The sequence below is a fragment of the Acinetobacter sp. ANC 4173 genome (genome assembly GCF_004331255.1).
In the GTDB taxonomy this organism is placed as follows: domain Bacteria; phylum Pseudomonadota; class Gammaproteobacteria; order Pseudomonadales; family Moraxellaceae; genus Acinetobacter.
The window spans coordinates 170484-185626 of record NZ_SJOF01000006.1; the positions used below are offsets into that span (position 1 = coordinate 170484).

The following is a 15143-nucleotide window of genomic DNA, read 5'->3' on the forward strand; positions in this document are numbered from 1 at the left end:
CCTATCGTGGCGGTTTCTCATATCAGATACATCGGTAATTTATAAACCACCATGTATTACTATGCCTTAGGCGGTTGTGGATGATCTTTACCGTTCATATTTTTAGGTGGCATAGGGCAACCATTGGCATCTTTCGGTGGTTGCGGGCGGTCTTTGCCCTGTGCACCTTTCGGTGGTTGTGGACGATCTTTTCCTTGAGCGCCTTTTGGTGGTTGTGGACAGCCTTGAGCATTCATGGCATTGTGATGTGCTGAATCATGCTGCATATGAACTTGCGAGTTTTGAGTATCTGTAGATGAGTTTGCTGCTAATGCAGTGTCAGCTATAACCAATGAACTTGCACTTAAAATTAGGCTAGATAGGATTTTTTTCATTGTGATGAATCTCATTTGTTTCACTTATTCTCACCATCCTATAAACCAATTATGAATTTTTAATGGATTCATCCAGTTAAACCGAAATTTTATAAACAATAGAATTTTAATTATCCAGAGTACATTCAAAGTCCAAGTTTTTTCCATAACATGATGCTACTGATGTGGCACAGTATTCTTAAACCTAATGTTGGTGACACCGAGGCATGAATTGCTTAGCTCTAAATAAACATGTTCCTTTTAGTAAGTTAATAAGCATCTTGAAATTACAGAACCCAGCAATATTTCTCACTAGAAAGCCAACTTATTGCAAAGCTAGCTTCTTTTAGAATTTTAAGCATTCGATATTTTAATTAATATAAAAGTATATCTCACATAATATTATTTAGCTAAATAGAAACTATTTACAAGATAGTATTTAATAGAATCAAAAGAATATGAATATTATCGAGATATAAAATGAAAGATAAAATCATAGATATATTGAAACATGTATGGAATCCAAAATTTGATTTAGACAACAATTATGAATATCAACATCTACACGATGTGGCAAACTTTATATTAGATGTGTTAGATGATGATCAACGTAAAATAAGGATTAATGAATTTCTTAAAAGAAATTCAATTAAAAGATATCAAGGTGACATATCTCCTGATAAGTCTGATTCAGTAACATCATTAATCTTAGGTTGGGCAAATCCGCTAAAAAAACAGGAGATATAATTACTCAAAACACATCAAATTTTTCACTGTATTCTGAGCAAGAATTACCAACTAATTTTAGCTACCCTCAGCTGTTTATAAATATAAGCTAAAATAGCAAGGACATTGATGTTGGGAATGATGATACTGATGGTGATCTATCAGTTTTTGTTTTTGATCTAGGTGATATGCCACATCATATAAAGTTTAAAAACTTCAAATGTTGGTTAGAGGAAGCTCTTAGTTTTTAATTTTGCTAAAATCAACATAATACAGCTTTTACGAAATGGATTTAATCATTTAGATATTTCAGTACCTTGAAATTAGTAAAAAATTAATTGTACAAATATTTGCCTTTTTAGATGCACAATTATGACTTCACAAAAAACCGCCCTTACGAGCGGTTTTTTATTTTGCGAAAACTACTTCACATCAAAACGGTCGGCATTCATCACTTTATTCCAAGCGGCAATAAAGTCATGTACAAATTTCTCTTTGTTGTCATCCTGCGCATACACCTCAGCATAAGAACGTAAAATTGAGTTTGAACCGAACACCAAATCCACGCGGGTTGCTGTCCATTTCACTGTACCTGTAGCACGGTCAGCAATTTCATAACGGTTTTTACCCACAGGTTTCCATGTATTGTTCATGTCGGTCAAATTGACAAAGAAATCATTGCTGAGCACGCCAACACGGTCAGTCAATACGCCTTCTTTCGCACCGCCATAGTTGGTGTCGAGCACACGCATACCCCCAATCAACACGGTCATTTCAGGTGCAGTTAAGCCCATTAACTGGGTCCGATCTAACAGCATTTCTTCAGGTTGCACCGCATAATCTTGTTTTAACCAGTTACGGTAGCCATCATGGGTCGGCTCCAAATCAGCAAATGAATATTCGTCAGTTTGTTCCTGCAAAGCATCACCACGACCCGCAATAAATGGCACTTTCACATTCACACCCGCAGCTTGCGCTGCTTTTTCCACTGCTGCTGTGCCACCCAATACAATCAAGTCGGCAATGCTGACTTTTTTCGCCAGACCTGCCTGAATTTCTTCCAGTTTCGCAAGCACTTTGGCTAAACGCTCAGGCTCATTGCCCACCCAATCTTTTTGTGGTGATAAACGAATACGTGCACCATTGGCACCACCACGGAAGTCCGAACCGCGATAAGTTCTTGCGCTGTCCCAAGCAGTGGTAATGAGATCACTACTAGATAAACCGCTATTCAGCAATTTTGCTTTCAGCTCATCAATTTCTGCTTCGGTTAAGCTGTAATCCACGCTCGGAATTGGGTCTTGCCAAATTAAATCTTCCGCAGGTACATCAGCGCCTAAATAACGCGATTTTGGTCCCATATCACGGTGTGTCAATTTGTACCAAGCACGTGCAAAAACTTCCGCTAAATAAGCAGGGTCTTGATAGAAACGCTCTGAAATTTTGCGGTATTCAGGGTCTATTTTCAGTGCCATATCGGCATCAGTCATCATTGGATTACGACGCACGTTCGGGTTATGTGCATCGACAGGTTTGTCTTCCTCTTTGATGTTAATTGGTTCCCATTGCTTAGCACCCGCAGGACTGGTGGTTTTTTGCCAATCATAAGTGAACAATAAGTAGAAAAATTCATTGTCCCATTTGGTTGGATGTGTGGTCCAAGCGCCTTCTAAGCCACTGACCATGGTATTGCCAGCATTGCCTGTCCCTTCTGGGTTATGCCAACCTAGACCTTGGAATTCAACATCCGCCCCTTCAACATCTTTACCGAGTAATTCGGCTTTACCATTGCCGTGTGCTTTACCGACAGTATGACCACCCGCGGTCAATGCCACCGTTTCTTCGTCATCCATTCCCATACGGTCAAAAGTCACGCGCATGTCTTGTGCGGTACGCAATGGATCTTGCACACCATCAACCCCTTCAGGGTTTACATAGATCAAGCCCATTTGCACCGCAGCTAAAGGATTTTCCAGTGATTGACGGTCTTGGTCACTGCCATAGCGGTTGGCGGTTGGTGCCAGCCATTGATGCTCTTCGCCCCAGTAAATGTCTTTTTCTGGATGCCAAATATCAACTCGACCACCGCCGAAACCAAAAGTCTTTAAACCTGCAACGTCATACGCCACAGTCCCTGCAAGGACAATTAAATCGCCCCAAGACAGTTTGTTGCCATATTTTTTCTTGATAGGCCAAAGTAACCGACGACCTTTATCGGTGTTGACATTATCTGGCCAACTATTCAGTGGAGCAAAACGCTGATTACCCGTGTTGGCACCACCACGACCATCTTGCTTACGGTATGAACCCGCCAAATGCCATGCCGTACGCACAAACATCCCGATGTAGCTACCATAATCTGATGGCCACCAATCTTGGCTACTGTTGATCAGGTCGCGGATATCTTGTTTAACGGCTTCTAGATCGAGCGATTTGAAGGCTTCTGCATAATTAAAGTCGGGATCGAGTGGATTGGTTTTGGTATCGTGTTGTGAAAGGATGTCTAAATTAAGTGAATTTGGCCACCAATCGGTATTTGAGCTGGCAGCAGAGGTATTGGCACCATGTGAAAATGGGCACTTACCTGACGAGGCTTGCGAATTATTGTCCATGTTATCTCTCCAAACTCAAGTCTTTCAATGTTTATTATTGAACCGTCTAAAAGTAGTGTTCGACTATCAACATAGCCTTTTTTCTAGACAAGCTAAAGCGGTATTTACTAATCAAAACAATCGAATTCTTCTATATAAGCATTGAAGAAAAAAAGATTTTTAAATGTCCATAGACACACATTTGATGTCTGTAAGTTTCGTAACACTCATACCATTTAGCATTTCAAACAGCACGATTTTGGATAAAATATAGGCTACATATGACCAATAAATTCTGTTATTTTGAACGGATTAGAACTTTAGAATATAAAAAATGCAGAATGATCTCGACCACATCATTCAACAATATGACATCATCTTATTTGATGCGATTTGTGTCATCTGTAATGGTTGGGCACGTTTTATCATTCAACATGATCCGCAGGCTCAATTCAAACTCGCTTCAGCCCAATCGCCTTTGGGAGAAAAAATTCTTGAATATTATGGTCTGTCGACCACGCATTACACCACCATGATTGTAATTATCAATGGGCAATTATTTACAGAATCTACCGCCTTGTTAAAAGTTATGGCTCGGCTCGGTCTACCTTTCTCTCTAATGAAGATGGGTGATCTTATTCCCCGACCATTTCGGGATTTTCTGTATCGTCGGGTTGCACTCAATCGCTATACCCTTTTTGGTAAAACTGATGATTGCCTCATTCCATCCCCAGAAAATAAACATCATTTTCTAGAACAGGTCATCCGTGGACACTCAACGACTCAATAAAAAAACGCTGCAAACCATTCGTATGAGCCTAGCAATCTTGTGGATTTATCAAGGTCTAATTCCCAAAATTCTATTTCAAGCCGAGGATGAACGCCGTATTTGGATGTTACAGGGATTCAATGAACATGCTGCAATTAGCCTGATGCAATGTTCTGGCGCAATCGAAATCATATTTGGAGCATTCTTTTTAACGGGTTATAAAACCTTAGCGCTTCATTATCTCAATATTGTCGGCATGCTTGGATTAAGCTTTTTAATTTTGATTGTCGATCCACACTATTTCACTCAAGCCTTTAATCCATTTGTTATGAATATCGCGATGCTGGCTTTGTCCTTAACCGCCATTCGCCTTCTCAAAGATCCAGAAAGAAACGCATAATCAACAACATTCAACGTCAATATTAAACAATTAAACGCTTGCCTTCACGAATGCAATAAAACGGATTCATTAATTTTGACGAACCGCGCATCGCTACATGTAAATCATGCTCAGGTTGCTCATGGGCTTCATCGGTCAACTGATAGGTTCGATAATGAATGGCCAATGAACATTTGGCATGTAAATCTTTATGCGCCTGAAAAGCATCTTCAGGATTCATATGCATATAACGCATCAACTCACGTGGCTCATAAGCACCAATCGGCAACAAGGCAATGCGTGGAGGCCCCAAACGGCTATGAATTTCCTTAAAATGCGGTGAATAGCCTGTATCGCCCGCAAAGAAACTATATTCACGCCCCTGTTTAACCGCAAAACCACCCCAAAGCGCCATGTTCTGATCACGTATTCCACGACCAGAGCCATGTTGTGCTGGGGTATAAATCAATTCCAGTTCATGAAACTGTGCAGATTGCCACCAGTCCAGTTCAATCACATGCATACTTTTCGGTAAATACCAACCATTACCCAAACCTGTGTAAATTGGCATGGCAAATTTGTTATGCAACCAGTTCAGGCTTGCCAAATCCATATGATCATAATGATTATGACTCAGCAACACCGCATGAATGGGCGGCAATTCTTCTAGCGCAATACCTGCGGGACAAAATCGCTTCGGTCCACGCCCCTGTTTCGGACTGACAAATTCTGCCCAAACAGGATCCGTGAGAAAATTATAAGGACCAATCTGTAATAACACAGTGGCATGTCCCACAAACCAGATTTGCCAATCATTCAGTGCTGCATTAGGACGACTTTGTGGCAATACACGTGGGGTTGTAGAAGCAGCCTCTAATGGGGTTTCTTTGTCCCAAGTCGATGACTTTCGTTTTAACAACCACTTGAACAAATCAAAATGGCTACGCCCCTCTGGTGCATGCAGAGGATTCAAAAATCGCGTGCCATTAAAGTGTGCAGATTCAAGATACTGAAAAGCGGGTTTACGCCAAGTATGTGACCAACACTCTTGGGTTTTAATCTGAAAATGTGGTTGTTCTAAGTTCTGCTTCATGTAGTGTCATTATCTATAAGAAATATCACATTCACTGCAATAACATGAATGTCGAGATTGGCGTGTTTCTTATTGTAGATACTCTGTTTGGTAATTCAAGCCAAACTGTAAAATATACGCCTTAGTCTCCGCTGGAGTCAGGTGAGATAGCAACGCAAGTGGTCATACTCAAATTTGATAAAAAAAAGCGGCAGACTGGAATTCAGCCTAGTCTGCCGAGGTTGTAAACCCAGAAATTTAAGCAATTTTGCGTAAGTCTAAACCCTGATCTAAATGCTTTTCCGCTTCAAATACTGCTTGTTTAGCAATTAATTTTTTCAAGTGACGCATCTCTTTGGCTGCGTTCACGGTGATCGCCCCCACAATAATGCCATCGCTTACACCGAACAGCACACAAGAACAAGCTGAACCTAAAGTGGCATCCATTTCACCACGAACTATCCATTCTGCTGCGGCCATATCGCCGACAAATTGATAGTTAATATCGAGCTGATCCGTCCAGAACCATGCAGGATTTGGTTTTGGATGCTCTACACCCATCACGTGACGTGCAAAAATTCCTGCTTGCAGATTGGCATTTTCCCATGTTTCCACACGACGATACTGCCCATCTGCACGTAACTGAGTCGCAACATCACCCGCGGCATAAATGTCGGGATGTGAAGTTTGGCAGTTTTCATTGACCTGAATCGCCCCCTCCACCGCTAAACCAGCATCTAGCGCGAGCTGTGCATTCGGGACAATGCCAATGCCATAAATCACGGCATCTGCACGTAACTGTTCCCCTGTTGCAAGAGTGATTACCACGGTTTCACCATCTAAATGACAGTGATTAATGGCGCTATTCAAGCGCACATCGACACCCGCAAGACGTTGCTGTGCCAATAAAAACTCACTCAAAATCTGCGGGGATGAACGCCCCATCACCATCGGCCCCATTTCAATCACGGTCACTTGGCAATCTTTAAAACGCGCAGAGGATGCTAACTCAAGACCGATTACACCACCGCCAATCAGTACAATTCGCTGTCCAGCTTGTAGCACAGGCACCAGCGTTTGAGAATCTTCCAAATTACGTAAGGTATAAACGTGTTGACCTAAAGCATCGAAATTCGGCAGGCGACGTGCTGCACCGCCAGTCGCAAGCAACAGTTTGTCATAAGCAATCACATCACCCTTTTGCAATTCAACGGTTTTTGCCTCAGGGTTGATTTTCACCACGCCATTACCACGGATATGCGTGACACCTAAAGTCGTCAATTTCTCTTCCGATAAAATCTCAACCTTGGTTTCTTCGGGCTTTAAAATCACATCTTTGGATAAAGGTGGACGTTCATAAGGCAAATGAACTTCATCCCCAATCAGGATAATGTTGCCCTCATACTTGTTCCCGCGGAGTTCTAAAATCGCACTCGCACCTGCCTGTCCTGCACCAACGATGACAATAGTTTCAATATTGCTCATTTGATTCACCCTTTTAACTCAGCCGATACAATACCAAAGCCCGCAATCCACTCGCTGATGTCTTCATAACAATGCGTCGTCATCTCGTATTCACCGAGTTCATGTAAGGCAGCAAATGCCGCCATCCAAGAACGGACTTCCTGACCACCACGTCCACCATCACGGCGAATGTCTGCTTCAGTCATCGCTTCAATTGTGGCGAAGTCTGCTTTGGCAAATGTTTCAAGCAATGCACGATCCCATTCTGGATTGAGCGGCACGGCAACAGATTGATCCCCCGCAGCCAGTTTTTGCCCAACCGCAATAATTTTGGCTTGACGATTATTCCGCGACTCTACGGATGGGTTACGTCCACAAATCAAAAACTCTTCCACTTCTGGCGGTACAGCGCCCATTTGTGGGGTCGGAGGATCATGCGAAAGCCCGCCTGTTCCTAAAATTAGGACTCGTTCATTTTCAAGATTTAAGGACTGAATAAACTGTCCGACGGCACGTCCTAAAGCAATGGTTCGCTTGGTGGTGGGCATTGGTGCCGCTGCACCATTAATAAAAATAGGAATGGTGGGATAACGATCTAGCTGACCATCACACAGGAAATGTAGTGGTTGCGTCACGCCATGGTCAGCTTGCATTCGGTAGGAATAGACAACATCGACCCCTTCATCAAGTACACGACGCACCAAAGCAATCGCAGTGTCTTCAGGGACATTAATTTTGTCGTTGTCTTTACCATAGTCCCAATCGCCTGCCGCAGTTGCACGAATACCCACACAGAAACTTGGCATCAAATCATAGAAAAAACCATTAAAATGGTCTGGACCAAAGGTAATAATGAGGGTTGGGTCATACGCTTTGACTTCTGCCGAAAGTTGGGCAAAAGTCTCACGGACAATCTGTTCTTTACGCTGTTCTTGCGGTGAAGCAAATTCCATTAAGGGACTGTGCGATGCACAAATGAGTTTAACGGCCATGTGTGACTCCAAAATAGAAACCGTCGCTTAATGACTGTGTTTCCTTAATATATGCAAAGATTTCAATATAAAGACTGGGTCAAAATTAAGCGTTGAAATGATGAAGCGGAGTCTTTCCAATAAAGCATAAACTTTCGGACTAACCTTCGGTTCGACCTACTTTTCGTTTGGGAAAAGTAGGCAAAACTATTGTCATTCGCAAAACTCGGCAACAACCATCACGACATTGACAGGTCGCAGAAACATTTCGTTTTAGCTTTAGTCCTGCCTCAAACAATTGCGAATGACTTTTCCGCGTACCCAAGATTTTTGAAATACTCATCAAACCTAATTGAGTTTAGATTCGAGATTTCTTTACGTTTCAAAGCGCTGAAGACCCGAAATGATGAGTAGTTCAGTGAATCCATCACTCATCAAAGAACCCTGCACGAGGTTGGCGTAAACCACGGATGCCTAAACCACATTCAGCATTGATCAAAACACCCGTCAGTGGACGGTTGTTCTGACGCGATGCCAATAGAACGTATGAACCTGTCATCTCTTCAGGTTCAGGCAAGAAATTCAGTGGCATACCACGAGCAATCTTTTCAGGGTCACGTGCATCGAGTAGCCCCAAATTTTCTTGACCTAAAGATGCCGCCCCTTTGATATTGACATTCATACCTGACGGCGCCACTGCATTCACTCGTACTTTAGGCGCAAGTTCATAGGCCAATTCTTTCATCACCCCCACACCTGCATGCTTAGAGGCTGTATATACGGGGCCTCCGCCTGCCGAGTACAAGGCTGAATTAGACAAAGTAAATATGATAGACCCTTCAGAAGCTATCAATGCATCCAGTGCAGCTTTTGCACCCAAGATGAGGGACTTGGTGTTAATGCCCATAATTTCATCAAAGGCTTTGTCTAACTGCTCACCCGAAGTATTGACGATATCGGCATAATGATCCCAAATCCCAGCATTACCGACAAAACAGTCCAGTTTGCCAAAACGCTCAAGCGTGGCATTCACGGCACGGACATTGTCTTCATAGCAAGCCACATCACCCGCAATGGCGAGGATGCGATCACCGAAATGTGCCCGTAATGCCTCAACTTTGGCTTGTGAACGCTGTAGCACAGCCACTTGTGCACCTTCTGCTAAAAAGCGCTCAACCAAAGCCCAACCCAGACCAGAACCACCTCCCGTAATCAGGGCAACTTCACCTTGTAGCCAGCCCATGCTTATACCCCTGTCATTTCAACGAACAATTGCCCACCTTCCACAATCACAGGAAAGGTCTGAATAGGATCGGTCGCAGGTAGGCATAAAGCCTGACCTGTTTTTAGACAGAAACGAGCAGAATGTAATGGGCATTCCACCGTACCGTCCTCTTCCAGATAACCTTCTGACATGGAGGCATTGCCATGTGAACAACGGTCATTCATGGCAAAGAACTCACCACCATTGTTGAATACAGCCAGTGCTTCGATACCGTTCACACCGCAGTCCACTTTCAATACTTCGCCTTCATCTAATTCATCGATTTGGCAAACAAAAATCTTATTCATTAGAAGAACACACTCAAGTTATGGGAGTTGTAAGTCACTTGGTCTAAAGTGATTTTACGGTTAAAAATCTGGAAACCCTGCTCGGTATCCACTTTGCGAATCTTGTCATGACGCTTACCGCAGTAGATCGTGACATCTTTTTCTTTCTGGGTACGGTAGAGTAAATACGTCACGTAAACGTCATACTCACCTTCGACTTCAGTCGCTTCAACCATGATGTTAGACACCATATGCGTGGTGCGTGATGGAGGTTCTTCCGCCCATGCCATCCCTGTTTCCAAACGCGCGACACGACGTTCTAACAAGTCTTTAGTATCGTTAAATACCCACGTCGTTGGTGGTTCAACCGAACGACGACGGTCACGAGTTTGCGCATTCGGTGTGGTGCGTAGGGTATAGGCAATATCATCTGCCAAGACATCCAACCACTCACGGAATTTCCAGTCGTCGAGCAATTTTGCTTCACGGTAAAGGAACTGACTGATCTGATGTTGAAGTTCTAAGCTGATCTGACTCATTTCATCAACTCCTTTTCATAGTCTTCCGCGGCTTTTTCGACTTCTTCCCATGTTTCATGAATCAACAAATCTGCCCAACGACGGTACATTCCACGTGCTGCTGTTTCAGAGAAAATGTAGTTGGTGATGCCTGGAATGCCATCTTCACGGACTTTTTCATTACCCAAGCCCATTTCCATGATCAACGGATTGTTTCGCGCTTTATAGCCACGAAGTACTTTTTGGATTTCAATCCAGTTTTCAGAGTCATCTTGCTCAAGGAAACCCGCAGGTCCAAAAGCACGCGTTGCAGAACGCTCAAAGGCTTCTTTAACTTCTTGAGAAGCTTCTGCGTCAGTGATACAGAATGCCCAGACTTCAGTTTTGTTTGGACCACGCGGATGCCATACTCGAAGCGTTGCTGTCCCATTTAACCATGACATGGTCGGGAACATGGTGTTATGCCCCGCAAGACGTAGTGCACGTACTTCACCCAAACGCTCTTTAACTTCCTCAAAGGTTTCACGGAAGTAGTTCGCTACTTCACCATCCACCCAGACGTTTGCATCGGGCTTTTCTGTAAAGAAGAAGCCTGAACCATGACCACGTGAACCGTACTGAATGGCATCTTTAGCAGTTTCCCAAACTGGACGTGCAGTTTGTGCAGCACCGAGTTTTTTAGATGAGTCATCGTCGGGTTTTGCACCCAAAACTTGAATGGCTGAAGCATGTGAAAACAATGCATGATACTGGTCCGATGCAAACTGTTCCGCAGCGAATTTCCAGTTACACTCGATTTCCCATTTGTGTACCCCACCAATAATTTCCGTTCCACCAGGACGACGGTCAAGCACACCATCTAGATACCAAGCAATGTCACCCATGTATTCAACGAGGTCAGGTGTAGATTCATCCCAACAACCGAAAATTAAACCTTTGTAGCTTTCGACACGATTAACTTCAATCAAGCCCCATTTTTCTTTACATGCTCCCTGTGGAAAAGCACGATCTTCTAAAGGAATATCCTTGAGTGAACCATCAACCCCATAAGACCAACCATGATATGGGCAGGTAAAGGCACGGGTGTTGCCACAATCGGCAAAGCTGACACGCATAGAACGGTGACGGCACTGGTTTAAAAGTGCTTTGATTGAGCCATCTTTTTGACGTACGACAATAATCGGGTCTTCACCCATGTAGGTATTAAAAAAATCACCTGCCTTTGGAATTTGGCTTTCATGACATAGGAATAACCATGTACGCCCAAACACACGTTCCAGTTCTAATTCGTATAAATCTGGATCGGTATAGATAGATGGCGAGATACGTCCATTTTGTGCATCGACCAAAGCGTCGATTTCACGCACATCAATTTTTCCACTCATGAAAAGCTCTCCTGCAACCAATCGGCACAACGTAAATAGACTCAACTTTTGAGGCATCATGATTTTTTAGATGCTTTTAGGGAAATATTTTTTTTGTTTCAATTAATACGTTTTAGCAATTATTAGAAAAGTTATTTCTTATATTAAAATCTCCGCACTAGACTCAAGACCATTTATTTTCTAAATACTTGAATCATCTTCACGGCATAGTTGTTTATAGATTATACTTTGCCGTAGTCGTGGTAAGACATTTTTTGGATTACTCAGTGGGTTATTGATATGGAACTTAGACACCTTCGCTATTTCATTACTGTTGCTGAAGAACTGAACTTCAGTAAGGCTGCACTGAAACTTTATACTGCTCAACCTTCACTCAGTCAGCAAATCAAAGACCTTGAAGAAGATGTCGGTGTGCAGTTGCTATATCGAACCAAGCGAAAAGTGGAGCTCACTGAAGAAGGTGCTGTTTTTCTGGAACAGGCACGCCTGACACTGGCGCAAGCAGATAAAGCGATCGCTATGGCACGTCAAGTCGCACAAGCCAAACAGCAGATGCTACGCATTGGTTTTGTCCCGGTTGCGGAAATGAAAATCTTTCCTTATGTGCTGCCCAATTTACGGGTACAAAACCCAGACTTAAAAATTGAATTGCTCAGTATGAACAATACTGAACAAATGCGCTTACTGAAAAAAGGCGAATTGGACATTACCTTTACTCGGCATAATTTTCATAGTGATGAAATTGAAAGTCAGTTTGTACTCCGTGAACCACTGATTTTCCTGCTACCGAAAGACCATCCTTTGGCCAAATACGAGCGAATTCCGATTAAAGCTTTAAATGGTATTGATTTTATTATTCCCGCAGTCGAACAGTCGCAGACCTTGCACCAGACCATTTTGGAGTTTGCCAAAGCCAACAGCATTGAATTCAATATAGTGCAAAAAGCCGACAATATTCTGTTCAATATCAACTCGATTGGGATGGGTCTCGGTTGCACCATTTTACCCGGTTACGTTGCGCCTTTGACCATGAACAACACGGTGATTCGTCCACTGGAAGTCGAACTCCCCTATTTGGACTTATATGTGAGCTATCGTAAAAACAACACCTCACTGGCCGTGAATAAATTTCTAGAATTGCTAACTCGGGTGTTTTATTTGGATATTAATCGCGAATAAACCCACATCTGCTCCACATCAATCATCCAATTCGGCACACCACTATTTTCTGAATAAATAGCGATGTGCTTTTTTCATGGAGAAATGCGCTGCAGCGTACGCCTATTTGCAGCATTTCTCATTGACCCACCGTTTATCCGCTGGCACTTTTCATTTTGTATTCTTTTTTACCCTAGGGTATGGTGATCAAAAGCTGTTTTTTGTCAGGTTTCACCTACAACTTAAGTCTAAACTTAGGCTTATATTGCAACAGATCTTGGTACTTTTTAGCCACACGAAAAAATATAACAGAGCAGGAGAAGATTATGCAGATGCCCACTTCACAGCGTTTAAAAACGGCCATGCAATTTCGTCCCTTCTTTTTTATTAGTTTTTTAATGACGGCGGTTTTTTATACTCTACTGAATACGTTTAATGATTGGTCTTGGTCGACCAATCTATTGATCAGTTGGAATATTGCTGTATCGAGTTATTTACTTAAAACCATGACCACCCTGTGGCCTGTTGACCATCGACACATTCTGCAACATGCGCAGCAACAAGATGCAAGTAAATGGATCATTCTATTGTTAGTGATCATGACATTGATGATGTGTTTGATTGCGATAGTGTTGGAACTGACCCATCTCCCCAACGATCCCATCATTAAATATGGGCACTTGGCTCTGTCTTTACTGACCATTATTAGTGCATGGTTTTTTATGCATACCGTGTTTGCTATTCATTATGCGCATGACTATTATCTTGCCCTCGCAGACCAAAAAGATGCGGGTCTAGACTTTCCGAAAACTGCACAGCCCACTTATCCTGACTTTTTATACTTTAGTTATGTGATTGGCACCTCGGCACAAACGGCAGATGTTTCGATTACTTCCCGCTCCATGCGGATTTTAAATATTGTGCATATTATTCTGGCTTATGGTTTTAACACCTCGATTTTAGCCATCAGCATTAATGTTGCCGCAGGCTTTATCACCCTGTAAATTTGCTTTACTAGCATGAAATTTCGGGCATAAAAAAGGGATGGCTTAACCATCCCTAATCTTGCTCACTAGATTATTTAACACCACGTGCAGTCAAATAGTCTTTAATCACCGTATTAAACTCTTCGGCTTTTTCCACTTGTGACCAATGTCCACACTGACTAAAGATATGTGCATCGGCAAATGGGACGGTATTTAAAATATCCCATGAACGCGACACTGGAATGACGATATCTTGTACCCCATGAATCAACAATACAGGCACTTGAATGTCTTTCATCTTGTCGAAATCGAGCGGGAATTCGAAGCGATCACGATCACGCGCACCGACCACATCCATTAAACGGTCTGAAGCATAATCATTTTTTGCCGCTTCAAAACGCACTTTCACCAATTCATCGGTAATTAAGCTCTTATCCACCACAAACATCGACAAGGTGTTTTTAATGCCTTCTTCGGTCAACACTGGGTTAGCATGGGCTTTCAGTGCCGCAGTTTGTTTCGCGCCACCTGTCCCCATCGACACGATGCCCAACACACGTTCAGGGTAATCCAGCACCATTTGGAAGGCTAACCAGCCACCCAAGGAGTTACCCACCAACCAAGTTTTTTCAATGCCTAAAGCATCCAGTGTACGCACCGCATGATCGACCCATGCACGAATACCATAAGCCGTACCATCTGCCACAACGGTCTGGCCATAGCCAATCGAGTCAATCGCGATACAACGGGCTTGTTCAGCAATTTGCGGTAAGTTCAACCACCAGTTTGCCGCTGCCGATACACCTGTACCTGAACCGTGTAAAAATAAAATGGGGGTGCCTTCACCCAATTCATGGTAATGGGTTAACTCACCTTCCGCTGTTTCAATCCATTTATCTTCCAAGCCAAAGAATGGGTCGGTGGTGTAATTGGGGATTTGGACCGTGCTCATACTTACTCCTCGTACAGCCTTAAATCTGTCTGGTGTGATACTTCCAAAGACAGATGAATTCGTTCATTTCGACAGTTTTACTGCTCCATCTTACCTGTTCAAAGCGACTCAACTGATACTTGTTTTCGATCACATACTACAAAAAAACGATTATTTAAGTTCATGTTTATAAACAACATTTCACTTAAAAATGAATCATCAGCTCACAATAAACAGTTTACTCTTCACTGAAATAATAAAGAGCGATGTGTGACCAAATCGCTCGATT

The 15143-nt window shown here is 42.8% G+C and carries 15 protein-coding genes; 5 read left to right on the top strand and 10 right to left on the bottom strand.

Translation table 11 applies throughout. From position 1 onward, the window contains the following. Positions 1-59 precede the first annotated feature (59 nt). Entirely contained in the window at positions 60-374 is a 315-nt protein-coding gene (locus tag E0H94_RS09260) for a hypothetical protein (RefSeq protein ID WP_131326135.1), read from the bottom strand. A 459-nt stretch (positions 375-833) separates the two neighbouring features. Between E0H94_RS09260 and E0H94_RS09265 the strand changes: the two genes are divergently transcribed. Continuing rightward, on the top strand, positions 834-1100 hold the full coding sequence (locus E0H94_RS09265; RefSeq protein WP_131326136.1) for a hypothetical protein: 267 nt from the start codon (positions 834-836) through the stop codon (positions 1098-1100). A gap of 401 nt (positions 1101-1501) precedes the next feature. On the opposite strand, the gene katG is transcribed toward E0H94_RS09265, so the two are convergent. After that, positions 1502-3691 carry a catalase/peroxidase HPI gene (katG, locus tag E0H94_RS09270; RefSeq protein WP_131326137.1) on the bottom strand — a complete coding sequence of 730 codons (2190 nt, stop codon included), beginning with the start codon at positions 3689-3691 and terminating at the stop codon, positions 1502-1504. Positions 3692-4004: 313 nt separating this feature from the next. Between katG and E0H94_RS09275 the strand changes: the two genes are divergently transcribed. Both E0H94_RS09275 and E0H94_RS09280 read left to right on the top strand, forming a co-directional pair. After that, on the top strand, positions 4005-4460 hold the full coding sequence (locus E0H94_RS09275) for a thiol-disulfide oxidoreductase DCC family protein (protein ID WP_131326138.1): 456 nt from the start codon (positions 4005-4007) through the stop codon (positions 4458-4460). After that, positions 4438-4839, top strand: a complete 402-nt coding sequence (locus E0H94_RS09280; protein ID WP_227548571.1) for a DoxX-like family protein — start codon at positions 4438-4440, stop codon at positions 4837-4839. The genes E0H94_RS09275 and E0H94_RS09280 overlap by 23 nt, the downstream gene beginning before the upstream one ends. Positions 4840-4861: 22 nt before the next feature. Here the strand turns inward: E0H94_RS09280 and E0H94_RS09285 are convergent, their stop codons facing one another. The 7 genes from E0H94_RS09285 to hcaE form a co-directional block, all read right to left on the bottom strand. Then, complete coding sequence (locus tag E0H94_RS09285) at positions 4862-5911, bottom strand: MBL fold metallo-hydrolase (RefSeq protein ID WP_131326139.1); 1050 nt, start codon at positions 5909-5911, stop codon at positions 4862-4864. 237 nt (positions 5912-6148) lie between these two features. Next, positions 6149-7375: a 3-phenylpropionate/cinnamic acid dioxygenase ferredoxin--NAD(+) reductase subunit gene (hcaD, locus tag E0H94_RS09290; RefSeq protein WP_131326140.1), complete on the bottom strand. Its 1227-nt coding sequence runs from the start codon at positions 7373-7375 to the stop codon at positions 6149-6151. A 5-nt stretch (positions 7376-7380) separates the two neighbouring features. Further along, positions 7381-8346 carry a 3-carboxyethylcatechol 2,3-dioxygenase gene (locus E0H94_RS09295; protein WP_131326141.1) on the bottom strand — a complete coding sequence of 322 codons (966 nt, stop codon included), beginning with the start codon at positions 8344-8346 and terminating at the stop codon, positions 7381-7383. Positions 8347-8752: 406 nt separating this feature from the next. Further along, positions 8753-9568: a 3-phenylpropionate-dihydrodiol/cinnamic acid-dihydrodiol dehydrogenase gene (gene hcaB, locus E0H94_RS09300; RefSeq protein ID WP_131326142.1), complete on the bottom strand. Its 816-nt coding sequence runs from the start codon at positions 9566-9568 to the stop codon at positions 8753-8755. 2 nt (positions 9569-9570) lie between these two features. After that, positions 9571-9897, bottom strand: coding sequence for a 3-phenylpropionate/cinnamic acid dioxygenase ferredoxin subunit (hcaC, locus tag E0H94_RS09305; RefSeq protein WP_131326143.1), 327 nt, complete (start codon positions 9895-9897; stop codon positions 9571-9573). Next, positions 9897-10415: a 3-phenylpropionate/cinnamic acid dioxygenase subunit beta gene (gene hcaF / locus E0H94_RS09310; RefSeq protein WP_044740119.1), complete on the bottom strand. Its 519-nt coding sequence runs from the start codon at positions 10413-10415 to the stop codon at positions 9897-9899. The genes hcaC and hcaF overlap by 1 nt, the downstream gene beginning before the upstream one ends. Then, positions 10412-11779: a 3-phenylpropionate/cinnamic acid dioxygenase subunit alpha gene (gene hcaE / locus E0H94_RS09315; protein WP_131326144.1), complete on the bottom strand. Its 1368-nt coding sequence runs from the start codon at positions 11777-11779 to the stop codon at positions 10412-10414. The genes hcaF and hcaE overlap by 4 nt, the downstream gene beginning before the upstream one ends. A 279-nt stretch (positions 11780-12058) precedes the next feature. Here hcaE and hcaR point away from each other — a divergent pair, with 279 nt between their 5' ends. After that, positions 12059-12958 carry a DNA-binding transcriptional regulator HcaR gene (hcaR, locus tag E0H94_RS09320; protein WP_131326145.1) on the top strand — a complete coding sequence of 300 codons (900 nt, stop codon included), beginning with the start codon at positions 12059-12061 and terminating at the stop codon, positions 12956-12958. Positions 12959-13263: 305 nt separating this feature from the next. Beyond that, complete coding sequence (locus E0H94_RS09325; RefSeq protein ID WP_131326146.1) at positions 13264-13941, top strand: DUF1345 domain-containing protein; 678 nt, start codon at positions 13264-13266, stop codon at positions 13939-13941. A 73-nt stretch (positions 13942-14014) separates the two neighbouring features. Here E0H94_RS09325 and E0H94_RS09330 read toward each other — a convergent pair whose 3' ends face one another. Then, positions 14015-14875 (bottom strand): alpha/beta fold hydrolase, encoded by an 861-nt coding sequence (locus E0H94_RS09330; protein ID WP_131326147.1) that lies wholly within the window; start codon positions 14873-14875, stop codon positions 14015-14017. Positions 14876-15143: the final 268 nt, after the last annotated feature.